Source organism: Filifactor alocis ATCC 35896, from assembly GCF_000163895.2.
GTDB lineage: Bacteria > Bacillota > Clostridia > Peptostreptococcales > Filifactoraceae > Filifactor > Filifactor alocis.
Genome location: NC_016630.1, coordinates 72,879 through 95,646, shown reverse-complemented (window position 1 = coordinate 95,646; position 22,768 = coordinate 72,879). Strand labels below are relative to the sequence as shown.

Here is a 22,768-nt window from a genome sequence, read left to right as displayed (position 1 = left end):
ATCATACTTGATTCACTAAAAATCAAATTACAATCTCCCTCATTGTATCATTACTTATAGATGAAATCAATTTAATTCATCTAAAAATTGTATTTTCTTTTGAATGGTTTCTTGTGGTTTTGTTCCATACGGAGTCAATTCAAAATATTGAGCATAGATGTCTCGTGCCATAGGTGCGGCGTACCCCCCGTGTCCACCTTGCACAATAACAGATATGACTGCAATTTCAGGTTTTTCTGCCGGTGCAAAGGAAACAAACCATGCAAATTCGTCATAAGAATCTTTGTATTGATCCAAATCAGCTTTTTTCAAATTCTTGTTTAACTTTAAAATCGCTTGAACGATGTATTGATAATCCTGTAATTTTGTTTTTGAATTTTTTTCTAATTCTTCTGCAACTCTCATAACATCTGAGTAGTTAACTCCGTACGAAGATAGATGAGACAAATAATATTTTTTTTCATCAACAGTCGGTATCTTTCCTGCTCTCTGCGCTGTACCTGTCTTAGATGCAACCATAATCGGAAAACGATTGAAAGTGTTTTTGGATGTTCCTTCATCGGAAGCATTTTTCATACCTTGCACTAAATACTCTAAATTTTTATTATTCTTCAATTGGATTACTTCCGTCTCCAACTCATGCCGGATAATATCGGTCTTTTCATAGTTTTCTCTCTTATCAATTAAGCTGACTTTATTGAGATTTCCCTTATTCGCAATAGAAGCAACATATCTTGTCAGTTGCAAAGGGGTATAAGAGTGGGCGCCCTGTCCAATCGCCAAATTGAATGCATCTCCCTCTTTCCATCCCCCCATAGAAATGAAATAATCATATTTGATACGATCTGTTACATTATTCAGTTCTTTTTCTTTTACTTTTATTTCCCTCAATCTTCGTATCAATTCTCCACGTGATGGATTTTCGTCTGCCCATGAAATAATGGTATTAATTCGAGTTATATATTCACCGGAATTGGAATCAATATCTTCAAACTTATCCGCCAAAAATTCTTTCAAAAAATTTTTTAATGCAATAACTTTTTTTTCTCTCTCCATTCCAACTGTCGGTACAGAACCTTTCGTTTCTTCTATTTCAATCCCGGTCTTTTCGTTCAAACCGAATTTGGTTGCATAATCCAATATTTTTTGTGAATTCATAGAAATAGGTAGAGGTTTGTCCACAGAATAGTCATATCCTACACTCAAACAATAGAAATAGTAGTTGCAAGAATCCTGAATTGCATCCATTAAATTTTCCATTCCATGCGTTTGAGAATGTCCGCTACTGTTCCAAATCCAACACCCGAAAGAGTGATTTCCTATTTTTATCGAACCTTTATCCTGAATTCTGTAATAAGGACTCAAACCATTTTCTAAAGCTGCCAAACCGGTAATCATCTTAAATGTGGAACCCGGTTGCACTGACATCATTGTCGCAATGTTGAAAAGCGGTTTAGGTGACATCGGATCGTTTAAGTTTTTCGGCATCAAAAGCTCATAATCTTCCTGAGAAATTCCGTGTACAAATTTATTGGGATCATAATCCGGATAACTTGCCATTGCTAATATTTTTCCGGTATTTACATCCATCACAATTGTTGCTCCGGACTGTGCCTTATAAAACACCTTTTTGTTCTCTCGCATTCGGATATTTCCCCAATCACTTTGATAATCGGAGCCGTTTTGGATACAACCCAATGTTTTTTTGAGAGTATCTTCTACTGTTTTTTGGAGCTTGTAGTCCAATGTCAGGTAGATCGTATCTCCGGGTTCAGCATTCTGAAACCCTAAATTTCCAACCATACGATTCCTGGAATCTACTTGAACTTCTTGATATCCCGCCTTGCCGCGAAGTTGTTCCTCAAATGTTTTTTCAATTCCTGTCTTCCCAATGATATCAGAAGGATTATATTTCTTATCTCTTACATACTCTTGTATTTCATTATCTGATATTTTACCGAGATATCCCAAAATATGAGAAGCAAAATTTCCGTGAGGATAGTACCTTACCGGTTCTACTACGACCGATACCATCGGGATATCTTGGGATGCTTCCTCTAATTGAATGACTGTATTATTTTTAATATCAAACGATATTCCAACCGGTTGATATTGATAACTTTGCATTTTCAAGATATTGAGTACATTCAACATATCTCGTGCTGTTCTGTCGTCCATGGAAGACGAAATTTTATTTTTTTCTCTTAGTAACTGAAAAATTTCTTTTGCCGGTTTGTTCAGATATTGTTTATATTCTTTCGGAAAATTTTTTTGTATCCACTCTTCTTTTTTAACTTGGTGTGAAAATTTCATTTCTTGTTGAATAGAAATGGGAGGATAATATCCCGCGGCAATCATCTTCTGTTGAATTTCTTTTGATGTGGTATCCTTATCTATCCTGATAACTCCCTGCTCCACTAACAAGTTTGCAATCAGTGTAAAAGATTCTTTTGCACTGGCATTTGGATCAATATTGTTCTTTTCTTTCCACTTTCGAAGCTCTTCATCGTAAGTAAAATAGTAGTAGTTGTTTGCATCTATCTTGATTGGAAATTCATCTACAATTTTTTCGTTGTTTTGTTTCAAAATAGAAATTATTTTTAGGATAGCATTGTTTTGCTCCTCTTGAGACAAGCTGTTATTTCTGGATAATTGTACATTAAAGCTGGGTCTATTTCCGGCCAACAGGCGTCCATAACGATCTCTAATCTCTCCTCTTGGAGCTTTCACTTCAATTTTTTTGTAAACGAAACTGGCCTCTCTTCTACTAAACAAATCTCCGGAAAAAATTGTCAAATATGTTATTTTCAAAAAAATCAAACTGAACATGACCACAACCGCAACAAAAAAAGCATAAAACCTACTCTGCATATTATATTTCATAGTTTCACCATCTATCTTCCACAATTTGCACTATCTTACGAAGAGGATAGTATATTACTAAACTGACTACAATTTCAACAAAAAGAAATGCTCCTAACATTTTAATGGAATACAAAAAAGAATAAGCTCTTCCCAAATACATTCTATAGAATAATGAATAGATAAGCATATAAATAACAGATGAAATACCTGATAAAAAAATAGGAATTGTCCATTTTTCTTTATAAATACTCCCTTTTAAATTCCCGAACAGAATTCCTAATATAATAAGAATCATCGCATTTAATCCAAATATTCTTTCAAAAACAAAGTCTTTTCCCAATCCAAGAAACAAAGATACAAATAATACTCTATCCAAACTTGTAAAAATAGATAGTGTTGCAATGTAAATAATAAGAATATTGGCACTGATTACAAATAAAGATACCCTATTGAACAAAATCAGTTCCAATAGCAATATAAAAAATCCAAATAATATATATATTACATTCTTCATAACTTCTCCATCCCCTAATGCAACACTCTCGGGTTGATTACAATTACCTTGTCAATTGTCTTAAAATTAACATAAGGTTTAATTTTGATATATTGTAAAAGATTTGATTTGTCTTCAACCACTCCTTCTACCTCTCCGATTTGGATTCCGGCAGGATAGAGTCCTAACCCGGAAGTTACCAGAATATCTCCGGTAAAAACACTTGCTTCCTTATCAAATAAATATCCCTTTAAGTATCCCGAAAAATCATCATTTATATTCATAATGATGTTTTGACTTGCAATTCCTGCTACCTCCTTGTTTCGCAACGCTTGGAAACTAACGGAAATATCCGAATCCAAAATAGACATTCCTTTGGAATATTTTTCATTGACTTCAAAAATAATTCCCACTAATCCGTTTTGCCCAATCACAATGCTGTCTTTTTGAACACCGAAATTTTTACCTGCATCTATAACAAAGGAAGTGAAAAAATTTCCATCATTTTTATAAACAATCGATGTCGAAATATACTCTGAATTTTCATTGTTTGAAACATAATTCAAACTTGATTTCAAATTCTTCAGCTCTTCCAAATCTGACTTTGTAATCATATTTTCAATCAATTGCGATTTCAATTCTTCATTCTTTGCTTTCAACAATTCAATTTCTTCTTCAGAGCTTTTTCCCTTAGAACCCAAAACAAACTTTATTTTATTACTGCTTGAAGTTATTAGTTTTGAAGATGTTGCATAGAACGAAAGAACCCTGTTTTCCGAACCGAAATTTCCGTTAATTGAGTTTAACAAAAACAATGTTATCAAGAGTAACCCCATGATATAGTATGTTTTTTTGTTCCTAATTATTTTCTTTAAAATTATTTCTTTTATTCGTTCCATTTATAAGTATCCACACTCTCTTAAACTACTGTATTTTCCGTTTCCGATAATAATATGATCCAACACTTCCACACCTAACAACTCTCCTGCTTTTTTCAAACGCTCGGTAATCAAAATATCTTCTCTACTTGGCTCCGTATCTCCGGAAGGATGATTGTGAATCAAAAATATTTTATTTGAACTATACAAAAGTGCCTCCTTAAACACTTCTCTAGGATGAACAATGGATGCATTAAGAGAGCCTACGGAAATATCTCTATCACAGATGATTTTGTTCTTTGTGTCCAAGAACAAAACTTTGAACACCTCTCTCTTTAAGTATCTCAATTCTTCCATAAACAGATTTGCAACAGAAACCGCACTATCAATCTGAAACAAATCTTCGGATTCTTGTTTTGCTATCCTACTGCTTAGCTCCAATGAAGCTAAGATCCTACCTGTCTTTGCAGGACCTATTCCTTTAATTGAGAGAAAATCGTTTATGGAAAGACTTCGTATTCCGGAAAGCCCTTTCGACAAAGATAAAACTTCCTGTGATAAATCCAATACCGATTTGTCAGATGAACCTGTGTCCAAAATAATTGCCAATAATTCTACATTAGACAAAGCGGAAACGCCCAACTTCATCATTTTTTCTCTTGGTTTCTCATCTAAAGAAATATCTCTCATTCTTAAATCTGACATAACCTACTCCCCTATTACCGTAAAGGATGATGTTTAATCCAACTCTGACAACAAATGTTCAACTTGTCCCATCGCATTAAGTACCTTCTTTGTGGGTAATCCGATTACATTTTCCGAATCACCTACAATATAATCTACAAAATCATATGCTCCACTCTGTATGCCATATGCTCCTGCTTTATCCTTATAATCTCCGGTATCAATATATTTTTTAATTGTTTGATTGCTTAATTTCTTAACTTAAATTGCAATATCAAATTGAACTAATTCCTCATTATCATCTAAAAGTCCTAAGTTATTTAGTTCTTCTATAAAAACTTCTATAGGAGTGCGGTAATTTAGGATTTTTCTTGGCAAATTGTTCATCCAATTCATTATCTTTATATAGTGTTCTTCTTCATAATCATTTAATGATTTTCCTTTCGGTAGAAATCTTCTGATTAGGCTATTGTGCTTTTCATTTGTTCCTCTTTCTTGAGGATTATTGGGATGACAGTAATAGATGTTTCCTATATATGTTTTTTCAAGTTCACATAATTTCGCAAACTCTAAGCCGTTATCACTTGTTATGCTTCTAAATATTTTTTGTGGTTCCTTCAATCTGTTCAATGTGTTCTTTAATGTTTCATTTACTATGGATGCTTTTTTAGTATAGATCCAATACAGACAGATAACGGAAGAGAGTTTTGTAATGAAAGAGAACAAAAGAAGTCACTATTTGAAAAAGTTATGAAAAAGTTAGGAATAGAATATATTAAGAACAAGACCGTATTCCCCATGGCAAAACGGAGTAGTAGAAAGAAGTCATAAGATAGACAACGAACTATTCTACAGAAGAAGAAGATTCAAGAGTGAAGAAGAGATGTACAAATCATTTAAGAGGTATAGTATCAGAACCAATAACATAGCAAGAAGAGTATTAAAATTTAGAACACCGAATGAAATGGTAGAGAATTATTTTAAGACTGTAGCTTAAACTTTTACCGGGTGGTTTTGTCACATATGTTTGACAATCCTAGAGAAATATATTAAGCGGATATGCAAAAATATTGACAATTACACCATTAATATGGTATAAATATTTATAAGAATACACAGTATTCTATATTTTGAAATTTAAGAACACATAATATTCTGTATTTTCAAAAAACTGTGTATTCACGATGGTGTGTTATTTGTGATAGGTATCCATGTTTTGGAATTGTAAGGAGGCGGAGTAGTATGAAACTTAATCGTAAATTTTTATCTTTCTATTATGATGGGGTTGAAGAGTTTCCTGACTATGTTATTGAACCAAAAAAAACAATGTTACTTATTGTCGATCTTCAAAATGAATTTTGTTTAAGGGATTTTGGAGAAGCACTTGGATTTAAAGAAGCAGGGGATTGGGAACGGTGGGAACCCCACTATGACAGATTGGAGAAGGTTGTAATACCAAATTCGAGAAAGATTTTGGATTTTTTTAGAGAGAACGGTTTGCCTGTCAGCTTTGGAAGAATAGCTTGTTTGCGTGAAGATGGGGAGGATCGTTCCCCTGTTCAGAAGACTGAAGGATGGAATGGTATGCTTCTTCATGTAGATAGTTATGCTGCGGAGATGGTTAAGGAATTAACACCTCAAAAAAATGAAATTGTTGTAAACAAGACAACAGATAGTGTTACGACAGGAACAAACTATTTACAATTACTACAAAATATGGGAATTACAACAGTGGTAGTGTGTGGAATTGTAACGGATCAGTGTGTAGCCTCTACGGTAAGAGGTTTGGCTGATGCAGGATATCAAGTCATTACGATAGATGATGCCTGTGCAGCTCCAGATATGCAATTGCATGACACAGAACTGAAAATTATGAATATTATTTATACCTATGTAATGGAAGCAAAGGATATAATCAAACTGATAAAAGAAAAGCTATAGGAAAGTAGTTTATTTGAACTTGAAGGGTTATACGTAATTACTGTTATTTCTTTTCCAGATGGAACATCAAGGTTAGAAGGATGTCTCATAATTAGAATAGTAGCACCAATAGAACAGGGTTTCTTCCTTTCTTGTAGACATTGGATGTTCTTAAGGCTGAGAAAATGGAAAAGCGTTAAAAAAATGGTTGTACCTATTGGGAAATCCCGTTCCATTTTTGGATAGTTTGTGTTATGTCATTGTTTATAGCATAATCCTTCTCTGTGTGTTGTTTTTCTTGTAATTCAATGATACCAAATAGGACGGTTTCATGCTGTTTTATTTTTGATTTTGATTGATATTTTAAGCTTTTTTTCACTTTATTATATGCGAAGTTTGAGGTTGAATTTAAAAGCTGCTCTTTGGTGTGGATAAGAAAGTTTTTGGAAAAGTCAAATCGAAAATAAATTTGATTGGTACAATCAAAGGGTTTTGATTTGATAAACTTAAACAAAAAAACTTAATTTGTCTAAATTAGGAATAGGAGAATGTCATGAGCGAAAATAAATTCAAGAAAGAATTAGGACTATTTCAGGTTATTGCAATGGCTGCGGGAGGAATGATCGCAGCATGGATGGTAGAGATTAAATTATGGTTTGAACTGAGCGGTGTAGGTTCTTCGGTAGCTTTGATTACTTGTGCCATACTTGTTTTATCCTTGTGTTTGATTTATGCTGAGTTGACAGGTATGTTGCCTTATGCCGGAGGAGCTAATATTTGGATATCGAATTCCTTCGGATGGAATTCGGGTTGGCTGTGTTTTTGGTGTGTAATGCTTTTGTACATTATGGCAATGCCTACTGTATCTTATGGGATAGCGAGTATGTTGGGATACTTGTTTCCGGTAACATTTTTGCAGGTTAAAATTATTGCGGCAGTGATTCTTTTAGTTTGGTTTATCTTGACGAATTTTGAAATCAAGTTTTTAGCAAGAATTCAAAATGTATTATTTTGGTCCACACTGGTCATTTCTATTTTAGCTTCAATAACATTCATCGGGAGTGAGCAATGGAGCATAAATACACTGAAACCTATATTTCCAAAAGGTTTCAGTGGATATAGTGCTGCGGTAGGGCTTTTGGTCATGAAGTTTGTAGGATTTGATTTGATTCCCCAATTATCGGAAGAAACGAATTTTCCAAGAAAAAGGCTTGTAGTAGCTTTTATTGGTTCTTTGTTTCTGACAGTTTTGATCTATTGTCTTGCGGTAATTGGAGTAGGAGGGATTGTTAGTCAGCAATGGGTAGCTGAAACTGATGTTGTAGATCCAAGGGTTGCAGATATCATAGGAAAACACTGGTTAGGAGTAGTCCTCGTGGTTATGGGAACAGGAACTTGCTTAACTACCTTGTCAGGTTTTTGGCTTTCGGCTTCACGTACATTATATGGAGCTGCGAAGCAAAGACAGTTTCCCATTGTATTTGCAAAGATAAATAAAAATGGTCAGCCCCATATAGCGAATATTCTTGTAGGTGTAACATCGGTTTATTTCACCGTTTTTGCACCAGAAACTTGGGTAAATTATATTTATACAATATATGGAATTGCAGCAGGATTGGTTTACTTGATGGTTGTGTTGAGCTTTTTGAAGTTGAGAAAAAAACAACCTAACTGGGAAAGACCATTTTACGTTAAGCATGCGAATATTGTTGCTACTGTCGGAGTTTTGTTTTGCATTTGGATTTTGATTGCTTCTGTAATGGCTATGGAGGTAGGAGCTTGGCTTACATTATTGGGATATGCTGTCATAGGCATAGGATTTTGGCTATATGCAAGATATAAACAGAAGTCAGAGCCTGATGTGTGGAAGCCGTTTATCATTAATCCAGAAAATACACCTATAAATAGCAAATAATTCTAAGTTTAATGAAAATCGGGAACGTTTTTTTAGAGATGGTTTTATAAGACCATCTCTTGTTTTTTGTTTCAGAACATCAGCGCCTATTTTTCGGTAACAAAGGCCTATAGGACAAAAAGTGTTGATAAAAACTTTCTAATACATTGGAATTACAAGCATTATTTTTTATTTCTTTTATTTCTTCTGTGTCTTTTTTTATAATTTTATGCATTTTCTACCTTTCATCAGTATTTTTATCTTAATTGTTCCATAATCCTAAGGAATATTAGTATAAACACTATTTTAAAATATACCAAAGCAATACCAACTTGAATACTTAATTTTGAATGCCTTTTTTTAGAAGTTAGTTTTTTCACTTCTGAATCATCATTCTATTATTGTTCTCTTCTGTTCTCTTTATCTTAGGTAGATTCCACTCAAAATGTGCTGCAAGAAATCGTATGATGGAAACAACTGCTATTCCACACATCATCGCAATATTTTTATTGGTGACTTCCCAAAGATATACCGTCGTAAGCGCACCGGCGATAGATGCACTGGCGTAGATATGTTTCACAAAGATATACGGCTTGTTTCCCGCCATCATATCTCTGCACAGTCCCCCTCCTACTCCGGTCAGAACTCCTACAAAAATGAATAGGAATGTATTCGGCTCTTCCAACTGACTGTATGCGATGTTAATTCCAACCACTGTAAATACTCCCAATCCTATTGTATCGGATATCAAAAGTAGTTTTTCATACAGCACTTTAATTTCCCGTTTCATCATATTACTTCGATTGATATATACAAAAAGGAATACGATGACGGAAGATACGATAGAAACTTTTGCATAAATTGAATTTTGAAATGTTTTGGGTGGCGTAATTCCCAAAATCACATCACGAATAATACCTCCTCCGATAGAGGTGGTAATCCCCAGTACAATGACTCCAAGCAGGTCAAATTCTTTTTTGATTGCTACCATTGCACCCGAAATGGCAAATGCAATACTTCCCATAATTTCTAATACAAATAAAAACATTGTTTGATGTTCCTTTCTGATATCATTCCTTCGATTTGTTGTATTGATATGACCAAAAATTTGTCTACTCTATTGTCAACAGCTCTTCCGGTGATGAAATGATGACATCCGCCTGATATTGTTCCAATTCGTCTCGATCTCGAAATCCCCACAATACTCCGACAGTAAATACATTTGCATTTTTTCCTGTCAACATATCCGTCTTCGTGTCGCCGATATAGACACATTCTTCTTTCGATAACTCCAACTCATCCAATATCGAATGTAAGGCTTGTGCATCCGGTTTCAACGGAATTCCTTCTCTCTGCCCATAAATTTTGGTAAATGTTCCTTTGCCAAACAATGCCTCAATAATTTTTACAGTGGTACTGTGCGGTTTGTTGGATAGCACGGCAATGATATACTTCCGTCTTTTCAATTCGTCTATCAGTTCTGTAATTCCTTCATACGGTTTGCATAGATAGAGATAATCTTCATCATATGTTTTGTTATACATGGTGTGTACTTTTTCAAAATTTTCTTCTATATCTTTTCCCTGTGAGTCCAACAAACGGTGTACTAATTTAACCGAACCTTCTCCCAAAAACAGTTTATATAAATCTTCTTCCACCGGCTTACATCCGTACTGTATCAATGCTTGGTTTGCAAAATGCGAAATGGTGGGAATCGAATCCACTAAGGTTCCGTCTAAATCAAAGATATATGCTTTTTTCATTTCGGTACCTTCCTTTCTCTGTTTCTCTATATTTTCCATTTTATACCAAAATTCTCAAATCACCTATCTTTTTTGAACAAAAAAAGATGAAACCACAGTTTTTATGATTTCATCTTCTGTCATGCTATTCTATTTTGATATCATGTTCAAAATAGGATGCTTATTTATCAAGCAATGGATTTTGAGTAGGTGATTGATATTCTGCAGCTTTCATAAAGTTGTTCAATGCTTTTTGTGCTTTGTTGTATGGAGCTAATGTTCCTGCACCTGCGATACATCCACCCGGACATCCCATTCCTTCAATTAAATATCCGTTTTTCTTTCCTGCTTTTGCAAGACGTGCCAATTTCACACAATCATGCAATCCGTCTGCCGCTTCTAACATCAATTCTCTTTCCGGTTCGATTTCTTTGATATATGCTTGCACCGCTCCGGCAACTCCTCCGGCTTGTGCAAAACCTCTTCCGATTGCAGATGAGTCATTGATTACATTGTCTGTTTCGATAGCAGCCAAATCAATACCTTTTCCAACAAACATTCCCATCAACTCTTCAAATGTGATAACAAAATCCACATAAGATTTCATTTCTTCTCCGAGTGCTTCCAATTTTTTGGCAACACAAGGTCCTACGAATATGATTTTTACATCCGGATCTGTTTTTCTGATATGTTGTACCGTAAATTTCATTGGAGACAATGCATCAGATACTTGCGGCACTACTTCCGGGAACATTTTGTTTACCATAGATACCCAAGCAGGACAACAGCTTGTTGCCAAGTATGGCAGTTCATTCGGTACAACATGTAAGAATTCTTTTGCTTCGTTGATTGTTGCAATATCTGCTCCCAAACCAACTTCTACAACATCATCGAATCCCAACATTTTGATTCCTTCAAATACTTGTGCAGGTGTAATTTTATCTCCGAATTGGCTAACGAACGCCGGTGCAACAATTGCGATATGTTTTTGTTTTTTATTTCGGATAGATTTTACCAATTGATAGATTTGTGCCTTGTCTGCAATTGCTCCAAATGGACAGTGTGCCATACATTGACCGCAAGATACGCATTTATCGTGATCAATCAATGCTCTTCCGTATTCATCACTGCCGATTGCATTCACACCACATGCCTCTGCACAAGGTCTGTCATATTGTATAATTGCATTGTACGGACAAGCTTCTTTACATTTTCCGCATTTGATACATTTTTCTTTATCGATGTGAGTTTGTGTTTCGCCCATTGTAATTGCTCCGACCGGACAAACTTGAATACATGGATGCGCCATACACTGTCTACAAGTGGAAGTTACTTCCAAAGCTTTTGTAGGACAAGCATTACAAGCAAACGGAATTACATTTACAAGCGGTGCTTCATACACGCGTTCTGTTTCGTCAATTGCTTTAATACCTTCTGAAAGTCTTCTGAATTCAGATGCTTTTCTAACCGGTAATCCCAAAGTAAGACGCAATCTTTCCCCAACAATTGCTCTTTCCTTAAAAATACTTTGACGTCGTTCAGATACTTCTCCCGGCAAAATTTTCATCGGTGCATTCTCTAATGCTTCAATTAAATCTTCATCTGAATACGCAATTCTTGTGATTTCTGCAAATACATTCTGTCTAATTTGTATAATATCCGTATACAATTGATTCATACAAAAAACCTCCCATAAAATTACTACTTATTTTGTATATTATCATCTTGAGAAACCTTGACAGCACCTAAGAAAACGCCCCATTCTCTCGAAGTGCAGCCTTATCACAAAATGCCCCCATTTTTCGCTAAGGCTGTCTGTTATCTCTCAAAAATACTACCTTTGTTACTATTTCAGAATAATATCATTCCGTTACTTATCCATTGTCGCTTGAATAAAATCATGGAACAACGGATGTGATTTTGTCGGTCTTGATTTAAATTCCGGATGGAATTGACAAGCAACATACCATTTGTGAGTCGGAATTTCTACAATTTCTACCAGGCGGTCATCAGGCGACACCCCTGAAATCACAAGCCCTTTGTTTTCTAATTGCTGTCTGTAAATATTATTGAATTCATAGCGATGTCTGTGACGCTCATAAATCAAATTGCTTCCATAAGCCTCCATCGCTTTGGTACCTTCCAACACCTTGCAAGGATACACCCCTAAACGCATGGTGCCGCCTTTTTCTTCAATATCTTCCTGCTCCGGCATCAAATTGATAACCGGATTTGTTGTTATACTGAGTTCTGCACTATGCGCATCTTCAATTCCGCCAACATGTCTTGCAAATTCAATCACTGCCAACTGCATTCCCAAACAAATTCCGAAATAAGGGATATTGTTTTCTCTTGCATATTTTGCTGCCAAAATCTTTCCTTCGATTCCTCGATCTCCAAATCCTCCCGGAACCAAGATTCCGTCTGTCTTCTGAAACAGTTCTTGAATTTGTCGGTCTGTATAAGATTCGATTTCTTCTGCGTTAATCCAATCCACATTTACCTTAATTCCGTTTGCCAATCCTGCGTGGTAGAGTGCCTCCACTACCGAAAGATAGGCATCCTTCAGCTCGACATATTTTCCCACCAATGCAATGGTACACTCTTCGGTCAAACTCTTTTCTCTCTCCACCATAGCAATCCATTCGGTCAAATCAGCCTCTTTGGCATCCAGTCCGAGACGGTCAATCACCAAACGATCCAATTTTTCTTTTTGTAACATCAACGGAACGGAATATAAGGTTTCTGCATCCATATTTTGAACCACATGATTCGGTTTCAAATTACAGAACAATGCAATCTTATCTTTCATATCTTCTGTCAATTCTTCTTCTGTCCTGCAAACGACAATATCAGGTTGAATTCCGATAGAACGGAGTTCTTTGACACTGTGTTGCGTCGGTTTGGTCTTGAGCTCGCCTGCTCGTCTTAAGTACGGAACAAGTGTCACATGAATATAGCAAACATTTTCTTCCCCAACTTCATACTTCATTTGACGAATCGCCTCAAGGAACGGTTGAGATTCAATATCTCCTACAGTTCCACCGATTTCGGTAATGACAACATCCAGCTCGTTATGTTTTGCAACTCGCTGAATTCTCTCCTTGATTTCATTGGTAATATGCGGAATCACTTGGACTGTTCCTCCCAAGTATTCTCCTTTTCTCTCCTTACTGATGACACTGTAATAAATTTTCCCGGATGTAACGCTTGAATTGATAGAAAGATTTTCGTCGATAAATCTTTCATAATGACCTAAATCCAAATCCGTTTCTCCGCCATCTTCCGTTACGAAAACTTCCCCATGTTGATACGGACTCATCGTACCGGGATCAAAATTCAGATATGGATCAAATTTTTGGATAGATACTTTCAAGCCTCTTGCTTTGAGCAATCTGCCCAGAGATGCTGCCGTAATCCCTTTTCCAAGAGATGACACTACCCCTCCTGTTACAAATACATATTTTGCCATAATCTCCTCCAAACAAAAAACAAGACAGCTACTCCTTTTCAGGGGCAATCTGTCCTTCAAAACTGCAACACCCCCTTTGGGGTAATTGATTCTATGTCTAGAAACACCCTATTCAGTTGCCTGCTCGGTTTTCTCCATTGCTATTATCTTATATCAAAACTGTCCTAATAATAAAGATACTATCTGATGTATTCATCCTACCATATTTTTACAGTTTGTTCAATATAAAGCAATAAAATAATAAATAATTTTTTAACAATAAAAAACGTTCTCATCCCAAGCATTTATCTGTCATTTCTCCAATGTGTCTTTTTGTTTTTTAACATATCATATCTCAGCATAACATCTCCAAATTTAGAATTTCAATTCTATATCATGTTTAACAACAAATTCTGCATAATATTTTTCACCATTATTCTTTACCTCTTTGTTCTCTTTCAGTAAAGCAACTGCTTTTTGCATATTTGTCTTAACATAAGGTAATTGATGTCTGTCTATATAGTTTTGAAATGACAGAGTTAATTGTTCATGAGTTCCGTATCTCAACAAAAAGGCAGTTGGAACTACAAATCTGGCATCGTATACAGGTTCATCTGAAAACACACAAAAACCTTTCTCGGCAACCTCTTGTACAACCGCCATCGGATTATCCTCCATTCGTCGTATAAAAGGTAAAAAATGTTGTGATATTATCTCTTTTATTTCCTTTACTGATTGCTCATATGACTCTATTCCATAAAAATCAAACCAACAGAAAGAATCTTGTTTCTTATTTGAAACAGCCAATCCTTTACTCCAAAAACATTCTTTGCCTTCCTTATCAAAAATAGAGCATTGTAATAAAGCTTGTGTAGCAATACCGGTTCGATTGTTACGATTCATTTGAGGAGAAATAGAAACCATAAAATCAAACTCTTTGCGAATTTCCAATTTATTTTTGTTGTAACAAAAACCGTCATGTTTCATACATTCAGCAATCTCTATCATTGCACAGGTGATAATTTCTTTTGGTGACATCTCTTCAAAATTTTTCATATTTTGGGTATCTCCTTCTATCACAACTTAACTCTTTGTGTATTTTCCACTATGATACCATTCTTAACACATTTTTTCTACCGGTGAATTTGATGCATTGATATCTTTGGAAAAAGATTAACACTATGTTGAAATAACTGTAGAACGCCTTTTTCAGATGAATGTGGCATACTACAAGAATCCGATTGAACTTGATAAGTAAGAAAACTATTGCACACACTTCCCTCACAACAAAAACACACTACCAACAAAAGCCCTGCAAAGTGAAATCCAACATTCCCCTTACAGGACTTTTTTATTCTCTATCTCTTGATTGATAACTCATCACTCTCTGTTTCTTGTCTTAACAACTCATTGACAGCTTTTGCGGTATCGTGGAAGAATGACAAATAGAACTATCGGTAACAATATCGCCCACAATTTGATATAGATACTGAACAGTCCGTCATCAAATAGCAATAGCCTTTTGATAGAATCCATATCTCTTGCCACAAGAAATACAACGAACGGAGTAAAGAATTTGAGAATGCTGTCCACCAAAAAACAGCTCACGATCCATGTTACAGTTCTTAAGCCGTCAGACAATTTTCCATACGGTACTGTCCGATTCACAGATTCCACCTTGTCTTCAAAAGCACTTTGAAACACTCTGATGATAACCAAAGGAATCAATATCAGAGCATACACAACCCAAAATGCATCTTGTTGAAAAACAAGAAAGCCTTCATGAAAAAAGAATCTACTCTGAAGTTCTATATCAAAATTTCCGAACAAAGAGCCCAAACCATACAAAACCAATTTGACTCCACCGCCAAATACCAATCCGCAAAAGAATAGTAGATAGATTATATCATCATAAATTTTTCGCTTCATCTTCTCATCGTCCTTTCTCTAAACTTGTTAGCGAACCAATCATTGCAAACGGTTTTTCTTTTTATCAAGAACCTATCATACATTCACTTATATTATATTCCATTCCTCAACAAAAATCTCAGATTTATGATATCATTTCTTATCTTTTTGATAAATAATATCATACCATAATTTATGGAGCATTCCAATCTCATTATCCGAATTGTCCATTCCTTCCAATTGATGAAATTTCAATATTATTTGGTCAATCTTTTATTATTTGCCAAATAAATAAGCCTTTTGTTGCAAGTTATCAGGATGTCTGTTCAGAAAATACCCTTTGATTCTTCGTTCAAAGGTAAAACACAAAAATATTTTTTACAATATTGTAACATACTGCTTATTTGAATTGACTGAATTGTCTTTCAATGGTATACTGTTGAAATTATATTCATTTTGAAAATATAATAGTTTGTATTGTTTTATTTCTAACAGAATGTCCTATTCCTTATGATGGCGAAAACGGAAATCAAACAATAACATCTCAAATTTTTAGAAAGGAGCGTTTATTATGATCTGTTTTAACGCAAAAAATTCACGTATGTTCATGGTATTGTTTTCACTGTTTATTTTATTTCCTTCGATGGTTTTTGCGGAAGATAAACAGGTGCCCCCAGCTCTATATGCAACTTTTTGGGCATTAATACCTCCTATTGTAGCAATCGCACTTGCATTATTGACAAAAGAAGTTTACAGTTCTCTCTTTATCGGAATTTTTATCGGAGGACTGTTTTATGCCAACTTTTCTATTGAAGGTGCAATGAATCATATTCTGACGGAGGGAATTATCAATGTTCTGTCAGATAAATATAATGTCGGTATTTTGGTCTTTTTGGTCGTTTTGGGTGCAATTGTCAATCTGATGAATGCAACGGGTGGATCTTCTTCTTTCGGAGAATGGACAGAAAAAAGAATCTCCTCTCGTAAAGGCGCACAGTTTTTGACCATTATATTGGGACTGATTGTATTTATTGATGACTACTTCAACTGCCTTACCGTAGGAAGTGTGATGAAGCCGATTTCGGACAAGTATAAACTTTCTCGTGCGAAACTGGCTTACTTGATTGATTCTACCGCTGCACCTATCTGTATTATTGCACCGATTTCTTCTTGGGCTGCAGCTGTAACGGGTTTTGTTCCAGGTGCTGACGGGTTCCAAATTTTTATCCAAGCGATTCCTTACAACTTTTATGCATTTTTGACCATCTTTATGATGTTTGCCATCACATGGATGGGTTTTGACTTCGGTCCGATGAAAACACATGAGGAAAATGCCAAAAACGGAGATATCTATACGACTCCGGATCGTCCCTACGAAAATATCGCTTCACATGAAATTTCAGGCAAAGGAAATGTCAATGACCTTGTGATACCTGTTTTGATTTTAATCTTCTTCTGTGCAGCAGGTATGCTTTATTCCGGCGGATTTTTCACCGGCGTGGACTTTATCAGTGCTTTTTCAGGTAGTGATGCTTCCTTCGGATTGTCTTTGGGAAGTATGATTGCATTGGTTCTTATCATCCTGTTCTATATCGCTCGTCGAGTGCTTTCTTTCCATGAATGTATGGAATGTATTCCGGAAGGATTCAAATCAATGGTATCTGCCATTTTGATTCTAACCTTTGCTTGGACATTAAAATCTATGACAGACAGCCTCGGTGCTACTGTATTCGTGTCGGAAGTGATGAAAAATACTGCCGGACACTTTATGAATTTAGTTCCTGCACTTGTATTTGTTGTAGGTTGTGCACTTGCTTTTGCAACAGGTACTTCCTGGGGAACGTTCGGTATTTTGATTCCGATTGTAGTATCTGTTTTTGCCGGACATGACAAAACCATGATGATTATTTCCATTTCCGCTTGTATGGCAGGTGCTGTTTGCGGAGATCACTGTTCCCCTATCTCCGATACGACAATCATGTCATCGGCGGGAGCTCAATGTAACCACATCAACCATGTCAATACGCAGATGCCTTATGCAATGACAGTTGCCGTTGTATCATTTGTCAACTATGTGATTGCCGGATTTGTAAAGAGTGCCGTTATTATGTTACCTCTTTCTTTTGTACTGATGTTTATTACACTTGTCGTACTCAAAAAAGTAACTGCAACAAAATCGGTACCGGTCAATGTATTAAATCCTTCTAACGAATGCTAATGTAATACTTCTAAACATATCTCATCCTCTTCCAATGTTGAAGAGGATGTTTTTTTTTGAAATTTTTGGGTAGCAAAGTAATGCAGAGAGTATCAGCAAAAGAAAATTTTTGTTGATTGTGTTTTTGAAATAATCCTTCTGTAAACAGAACACAAAAATTTCTTCCCGTACTGTTACAAGTTGCGTATTATATTCCACTATGATATAATACTCATGTATCCATGGTTCTTAAGTGAGAGCAGCGTGCAAACGAAGTTCACACAATGGAATCTGTGGGATATGGTATCATCTATCATGTCTGACTGAAAGATAAGAATGTATCGTTCTTTTCTGAAAGAAAGATGTCCTGACTTACCGGTATCGTACTCAATAGTATGGATTCGTTCCATAGTATCAAGGCGGTGTTTTTTGTTTGCAAAAATTACCACAACAAAAGTTGTGTTGGTTGATGTGAGAAAATAAGTATCATTTCAGATAAGAAGTTTTTGAAACAACCTTTTAGAAAACTTTGGAAAAACATCTTTATCTGAACAACTATGACAAACTTTATCAAAATCAATTTGATTCTATCCTTTCACATCTTTTATCAAGAATTCGTTTGCAAACAATATCAAAAAACCAAAAGTACGACACCGTATGACAGCAGAGTATATCTTCTTTCATACGGTTTTTTTTATGAAATAAAGGGGGTTAATAAAATGGAAGAAAATCGCTTAGCACTGATTGGGATTATTGTAGAGGACTTAACAAAAACAAATGCTCTTAATGATATTCTCCATGAATACGGAAGTTATGTTGTGGGTAGAATGGGGATTCCTTACAGAACCAGAGGAGTTTCCTTAATCAGCGTCATTGTCGATGCGCCTACCAATGTAATCAGCAGCTTGTCGGGTAAATTAGGAATGCTCGAGGGTGTCAATGTCAAGACTTCTTATACCAAATCAAAGGAGTAATGGATTGAACACACATCCGGCAATCCAAAAACTCATTGACGATATCTCTGTTGAAAATATCCTTACCTTACTGGAATTAGAGGACTTTTCTCCGGTATTCGACTATGCCGACAGAATCAATCATTTTCATCACGGTAAGTATATCGATATTCGTGCGATTGTGGAATTTTCCAATTACTGTAGACGAAAATGCAAATATTGCGGGTTGAATGCGACTAACTCTTCTGCCAAACGCTATCGCATGACAGAAGAAGAAGTGATACAAACAGCCATCCACGCACGAAAAGCGGGATACCTTACTGCCGTCCTGCAATCCGGAGAAGATGCTTATTTTACGGTAGAAAAACTTGGATTTATCGTCAAGGAAATCAAAAAACAAGTCGATATGTTTATTACATTAAGCTGCGGTGAAAAATCGTTTGAAGAACTTGCTTATCTCAAAGATTGCGGAGCGGATCGCTATCTCCTAAAACATGAAACGGCTGATACCTCGCTCTATGGCAACCTCCACCCTTGTGGAACCCTTGCCGCTCGAACACAATGTTTGAGAGATATCAAGAAATTAGGATATGACGCCGGTAGCGGTTTTATGATCGGTCTACCGACTCAAACCCTACACACCATTGCGGAAGACCTTTTTCTTCTCTACGATTTGCAATGTGATATGGCAGGAATCGGACCTTTTATCCCACATCCGGAGACGGAACTCAGAGATTGTTCAGCGGGAAATACCGAACTGACCAAAAAAGCAGTTGCCATTGCTCGCATTCTCTTACCGAAGGCGAACCTGCCGGCAACCACTTCACTCGGTGTACTGGATACCAAACAAAAAAACAACATATTCTCTTGCGGTGCCAATGTCATTATGCGAAAAGTGACTCCGCCGGAATATGTTCAACTGTACGACATCTATCCAACTGCAATTAAGGTAAACAATATCGAAGAAGAACGACAAGAACTGGAAACAACGATTCGTTCCCTTGGCAAAATACCGAGGTAACCTCACAACATCTTTCGAACACAAACTCAATGAAATAAAACAACAAAGCTTATATTTATTGATGAAAGGGGAATCATTATGACAAGATACAATCCTGCATCTAGCCGTGCAGAAGAATTTATCAACGACCAAGAAATTTTGGATACCATTGAATATGCACAAAAAAATAAAGACAACTTGGAGTTAATGCGTAAAGTATTGGAAAAAGGAAAAAAACAACAAGGCTTAACACACCGTGAGGCAGCGCTTTTGCTGGAATGTGAAGACGAACAAATCCTTGCTGAAATGTTTGAACTTGCAAAACAAATCAAAGAGCGTATCTATGGCAGAAGAATTGTGCTGTTTGCACCGCTTTATTTATCCAACTACTGTGTCAACGGATGTGTATACTGCCCATACCATCAAAAGAACAAACATATTCGTCGCAAAAAATTGACACAAGAAGAAATCAGAAAAGAAGTAATCGCACTGCAAGATATGGGACACAAACGCCTTGCATTGGAATCAGGAGAAGATCCGCTTCACTCTCCAATCGAATATATTTTGGAAAGTATCGACACCATCTATAATATTCACCACAAAAACGGTGCCATCCGTCGTGTCAATGTCAACATTGCCGCAACTTCTGTAGAAAACTACAAAAAACTGGAACAAGCAGGAATCGGTACCTATATCCTATTCCAAGAAACCTACCATAAAGAAACCTACGAGCAACTTCATCCAACCGGTCCGAAACATGACTACGCATATCATACAGAAGCGATGGATCGTGCAATGGAAGGAGATATTGACGATGTCGGTATCGGTGTATTGTTCGGACTTTACAAATATCGCTATGACTTTGTCGGATTGATTATGCACGCAGAGCACTTAGAGGCAAAATTCGGTGTCGGACCTCACACCATCAGCGTTCCTCGTATTCGTCCGGCAGATGATATCGATGTCAGCGAATTCCCGGAAGCAATTGTTGATTCCCTGTTCAAAAAAATTGTTGCATTGATTCGTATTTCCACACCGTATACAGGAATGATTATTTCCACAAGAGAATCTGCATCCTCTCGTGAAGAAGTGTTGGAAATCGGAGTTTCCCAAATCAGTGGCGGTTCTTCCACCAGTGTCGGTGGCTATGCCGAAAAAGAATTATTGGAAGACAACTCTGCACAGTTCGATACCAGTGACAAGCGTACCCTTGATGAAATCATCTATTGGCTGATGAACTCCGGATATGTCCCAAGTTTCTGTACTGCTTGCTACCGAGCAGGGCGTACAGGAGATCGTTTCATGGCTCTTGCAAAATCAGGTCAAATCGGAAATGTCTGTCAACCAAACTCACTTATGACATTGACCGAGTATCTTCTTGACTATGCATCTCCCGAAACGAAAAAACTTGGAGAACAGCTTATCCAAAAAGAATTGGCGCATATTTTGGATGCCAATGTAAAGAGACGCTCAGAAGAATATATCCTTCAAATGGAACACGGCTCCCGTGATTTCAGATTCTAAGATAAGGAGGAAATCAATTGCAGACAACTCCAAACGCAAACCGTATTCACATTTCCTTTTTCGGAAAAACAAACGTCGGAAAGTCTTCGCTCATCAATGCCATTGCCCATCAAACCGTATCACTGGTATCTGAACAGAAAGGAACGACCACCGATCCTGTCAAAAAAGCCATTGAGCTGCATCCGATAGGACCATGCCTTTTGATTGATACCGCAGGATTTGATGATAACAGCATATTGGGAACCGAACGAATCGAGCTGACCAAACAGGTCGTAGAACAAACCGACATTGCCATCTTTTTGTTCGGTGACAGTTCCTTTGAAGAAGAAAGACAATGGATTACCTATTTGCATGACAAAAACATCCCAACTGTTTTTGTACTGAACAAATCCGACATTGTAGACAGTAGCAACTTAGCTCTTGTAATCGAAACAGAATTCGGAAAGAAACCGATTTGTGTCAGTGCATTACACAAAGAAAATATCGACACTTTACTGAAAGAACTTCAAACAATCAGTACTACCTTAGAGAAAGAAGAATCCATCTGCGGTCACCTTGTCAAACCGCTTGATACCGTACTGCTGGTAATGCCCCAAGACATCCAAGCCCCAAAAGGACGCCTCATTTTACCGCAAGTACAGACCATTCGTGATTTGCTGGACCATCAATGTATTGTGATTTCAACGACATTCGAACAGTATGACCAAGCCCTCGAATCCCTAAATAAACCTCCCAAGTTGATTATTACGGATTCCCAACTGTTCGCACAAGTATTTCCCAAAAAACCGGAAGAGAGTTTACTGACCTCCTTCTCCGTACTGTTTTCCAGGCACAAAGGAGATATTGAGGAATTCATTCGCGGTTCACAAATATTGGATTCCTTAAATGAACACTCGCGTGTTTTGATTGCAGAGGCATGCTCCCACAGACCGCTCAAAGAAGACATCGGTCGAGTAAAATTGCCCCGACTGCTACGAAAAAAAATACATCCCGATTTGAAGATTGATATTGTTTCCGGAAATGATTTTCCAAACGATTTAAGCCCCTACGATATCATCATTCACTGCGGTGCTTGTATGTTTAACAAAAAACATGTGATGAGTCGTGTAGAACAGGCAGTCCATTCACAGATTCCAATTACCAACTACGGCATTGCCATTGCCAAATTGAATGGTATTTTGGAAGATATTGACTACTAAATAATCTACAAAAAACCTCAACCTCCTAACGCTAAAGTAATTAGGAGGTTTTCTCTATAC

The 22,768-nt window shown here is 36.5% G+C and carries 17 protein-coding genes and 2 pseudogenes; 7 read left to right on the top strand and 12 right to left on the bottom strand.

Going from position 1 to position 22,768, the window contains the following annotated elements; all coding sequences use genetic code 11:
• Nucleotides 1-66 precede the first annotated feature (66 nt).
• The 6 genes and pseudogenes from HMPREF0389_RS00385 to HMPREF0389_RS00365 form a co-directional block, all read right to left on the bottom strand.
• Nucleotides 67-2,883 (bottom strand): penicillin-binding transpeptidase domain-containing protein, encoded by a 2,817-nt coding sequence (locus HMPREF0389_RS00385; RefSeq protein WP_014261757.1) that lies wholly within the window; start codon nt 2,881-2,883, stop codon nt 67-69.
• Between the two features lie 4 nt (nt 2,884-2,887).
• Entirely contained in the window at nt 2,888-3,379 is a 492-nt protein-coding gene (locus tag HMPREF0389_RS00380) for a rod shape-determining protein MreD (protein ID WP_014261756.1), read from the bottom strand.
• 14 nt (nt 3,380-3,393) lie between these two features.
• Nucleotides 3,394-4,182: a rod shape-determining protein MreC gene (gene mreC / locus HMPREF0389_RS00375; protein ID WP_169308497.1), complete on the bottom strand. Its 789-nt coding sequence runs from the start codon at nt 4,180-4,182 to the stop codon at nt 3,394-3,396.
• Nucleotides 4,183-4,257: 75 nt separating this feature from the next.
• Nucleotides 4,258-4,941, bottom strand: coding sequence for a RadC family protein (gene radC, locus HMPREF0389_RS00370; RefSeq protein WP_014261754.1), 684 nt, complete (start codon nt 4,939-4,941; stop codon nt 4,258-4,260).
• Nucleotides 4,942-4,974: 33 nt separating this feature from the next.
• Nucleotides 4,975-5,166: pseudogene (locus HMPREF0389_RS09325) on the bottom strand (Maf family protein); the annotation flags it as partial.
• A gap of 15 nt (nt 5,167-5,181) precedes the next feature.
• Nucleotides 5,182-5,589 (bottom strand): annotated as a pseudogene (locus HMPREF0389_RS00365) (IS30 family transposase); the annotation flags it as partial.
• A gap of 573 nt (nt 5,590-6,162) precedes the next feature.
• Here HMPREF0389_RS00365 and HMPREF0389_RS00360 point away from each other — a divergent pair.
• Both HMPREF0389_RS00360 and HMPREF0389_RS00355 read left to right on the top strand, forming a co-directional pair.
• Nucleotides 6,163-6,861: a cysteine hydrolase family protein gene (locus HMPREF0389_RS00360; protein ID WP_014261752.1), complete on the top strand. Its 699-nt coding sequence runs from the start codon at nt 6,163-6,165 to the stop codon at nt 6,859-6,861.
• A 532-nt stretch (nt 6,862-7,393) separates the two neighbouring features.
• Nucleotides 7,394-8,755 (top strand): APC family permease, encoded by a 1,362-nt coding sequence (locus tag HMPREF0389_RS00355; protein ID WP_014261751.1) that lies wholly within the window; start codon nt 7,394-7,396, stop codon nt 8,753-8,755.
• Nucleotides 8,756-9,110: 355 nt separating this feature from the next.
• On the opposite strand, the gene HMPREF0389_RS00350 is transcribed toward HMPREF0389_RS00355, so the two are convergent.
• From HMPREF0389_RS00350 to HMPREF0389_RS00325, 6 genes are all read right to left on the bottom strand, one after another.
• Nucleotides 9,111-9,782, bottom strand: a complete 672-nt coding sequence (locus tag HMPREF0389_RS00350) for a trimeric intracellular cation channel family protein (RefSeq protein WP_014261750.1) — start codon at nt 9,780-9,782, stop codon at nt 9,111-9,113.
• A gap of 64 nt (nt 9,783-9,846) precedes the next feature.
• Nucleotides 9,847-10,497 carry an HAD family hydrolase gene (locus HMPREF0389_RS00345; protein ID WP_041250892.1) on the bottom strand — a complete coding sequence of 217 codons (651 nt, stop codon included), beginning with the start codon at nt 10,495-10,497 and terminating at the stop codon, nt 9,847-9,849.
• A 160-nt stretch (nt 10,498-10,657) separates the two neighbouring features.
• Nucleotides 10,658-12,154, bottom strand: coding sequence for a 4Fe-4S dicluster domain-containing protein (locus HMPREF0389_RS00340; protein WP_014261748.1), 1,497 nt, complete (start codon nt 12,152-12,154; stop codon nt 10,658-10,660).
• Nucleotides 12,155-12,346: 192 nt separating this feature from the next.
• Nucleotides 12,347-13,948 carry a CTP synthase gene (locus tag HMPREF0389_RS00335; protein WP_014261747.1) on the bottom strand — a complete coding sequence of 534 codons (1,602 nt, stop codon included), beginning with the start codon at nt 13,946-13,948 and terminating at the stop codon, nt 12,347-12,349.
• 354 nt (nt 13,949-14,302) lie between these two features.
• On the bottom strand, nt 14,303-14,983 hold the full coding sequence (locus HMPREF0389_RS00330; RefSeq protein WP_014261746.1) for a hypothetical protein: 681 nt from the start codon (nt 14,981-14,983) through the stop codon (nt 14,303-14,305).
• A gap of 351 nt (nt 14,984-15,334) precedes the next feature.
• Nucleotides 15,335-15,856, bottom strand: coding sequence for a hypothetical protein (locus HMPREF0389_RS00325; protein ID WP_014261745.1), 522 nt, complete (start codon nt 15,854-15,856; stop codon nt 15,335-15,337).
• 550 nt (nt 15,857-16,406) lie between these two features.
• Here HMPREF0389_RS00325 and HMPREF0389_RS00320 point away from each other — a divergent pair.
• The 5 genes from HMPREF0389_RS00320 (at nt 16,407) to hydF (ending at nt 22,708) form a co-directional block, all read left to right on the top strand.
• A complete protein-coding gene (locus HMPREF0389_RS00320) occupies nt 16,407-18,053 on the top strand; it encodes a Na+/H+ antiporter NhaC family protein (protein WP_014261744.1) in 1,647 nt (548 codons plus the stop codon).
• A gap of 698 nt (nt 18,054-18,751) precedes the next feature.
• Entirely contained in the window at nt 18,752-19,006 is a 255-nt protein-coding gene (locus tag HMPREF0389_RS00315; protein WP_014261743.1) for a TM1266 family iron-only hydrogenase system putative regulator, read from the top strand.
• A gap of 4 nt (nt 19,007-19,010) precedes the next feature.
• Entirely contained in the window at nt 19,011-20,006 is a 996-nt protein-coding gene (gene hydE / locus HMPREF0389_RS00310; RefSeq protein WP_014261742.1) for a [FeFe] hydrogenase H-cluster radical SAM maturase HydE, read from the top strand.
• A 78-nt stretch (nt 20,007-20,084) separates the two neighbouring features.
• Entirely contained in the window at nt 20,085-21,509 is a 1,425-nt protein-coding gene (gene hydG / locus HMPREF0389_RS00305; RefSeq protein ID WP_014261741.1) for a [FeFe] hydrogenase H-cluster radical SAM maturase HydG, read from the top strand.
• 17 nt (nt 21,510-21,526) lie between these two features.
• On the top strand, nt 21,527-22,708 hold the full coding sequence (hydF, locus tag HMPREF0389_RS00300; RefSeq protein ID WP_014261740.1) for a [FeFe] hydrogenase H-cluster maturation GTPase HydF: 1,182 nt from the start codon (nt 21,527-21,529) through the stop codon (nt 22,706-22,708).
• Nucleotides 22,709-22,768 lie beyond the last annotated feature (60 nt).

Bases quoted from the DNA above. Each gene is read 5' to 3' on its own strand.
- HMPREF0389_RS00315 (WP_014261743.1), top strand. From the start codon at position 18,752: ATGGAAGAAAATCGCTTAGCACTGATTGGGATTATTGTAGAGGACTTA.
- HMPREF0389_RS00360 (WP_014261752.1), top strand. From the start codon at position 6,163: ATGAAACTTAATCGTAAATTTTTATCTTTCTATTATGATGGGGTTGAA.
- HMPREF0389_RS00380 (WP_014261756.1), bottom strand. From the start codon at position 3,379: ATGAAGAATGTAATATATATATTATTTGGATTTTTTATATTGCTATTG.
- hydG (WP_014261741.1), top strand. From the start codon at position 20,085: ATGACAAGATACAATCCTGCATCTAGCCGTGCAGAAGAATTTATCAAC.
- HMPREF0389_RS00385 (WP_014261757.1), bottom strand. From the start codon at position 2,883: ATGAAATATAATATGCAGAGTAGGTTTTATGCTTTTTTTGTTGCGGTT.
- HMPREF0389_RS00320 (WP_014261744.1), top strand. From the start codon at position 16,407: ATGATCTGTTTTAACGCAAAAAATTCACGTATGTTCATGGTATTGTTT.
- radC (WP_014261754.1), bottom strand. From the start codon at position 4,941: ATGTCAGATTTAAGAATGAGAGATATTTCTTTAGATGAGAAACCAAGA.
- HMPREF0389_RS00335 (WP_014261747.1), bottom strand. From the start codon at position 13,948: ATGGCAAAATATGTATTTGTAACAGGAGGGGTAGTGTCATCTCTTGGA.
- HMPREF0389_RS00330 (WP_014261746.1), bottom strand. From the start codon at position 14,983: ATGAAAAATTTTGAAGAGATGTCACCAAAAGAAATTATCACCTGTGCA.
- HMPREF0389_RS00325 (WP_014261745.1), bottom strand. From the start codon at position 15,856: ATGAAGCGAAAAATTTATGATGATATAATCTATCTACTATTCTTTTGC.
- HMPREF0389_RS00345 (WP_041250892.1), bottom strand. From the start codon at position 10,497: ATGAAAAAAGCATATATCTTTGATTTAGACGGAACCTTAGTGGATTCG.
- HMPREF0389_RS00355 (WP_014261751.1), top strand. From the start codon at position 7,394: ATGAGCGAAAATAAATTCAAGAAAGAATTAGGACTATTTCAGGTTATT.
- HMPREF0389_RS00340 (WP_014261748.1), bottom strand. From the start codon at position 12,154: ATGAATCAATTGTATACGGATATTATACAAATTAGACAGAATGTATTT.
- HMPREF0389_RS00350 (WP_014261750.1), bottom strand. From the start codon at position 9,782: ATGTTTTTATTTGTATTAGAAATTATGGGAAGTATTGCATTTGCCATT.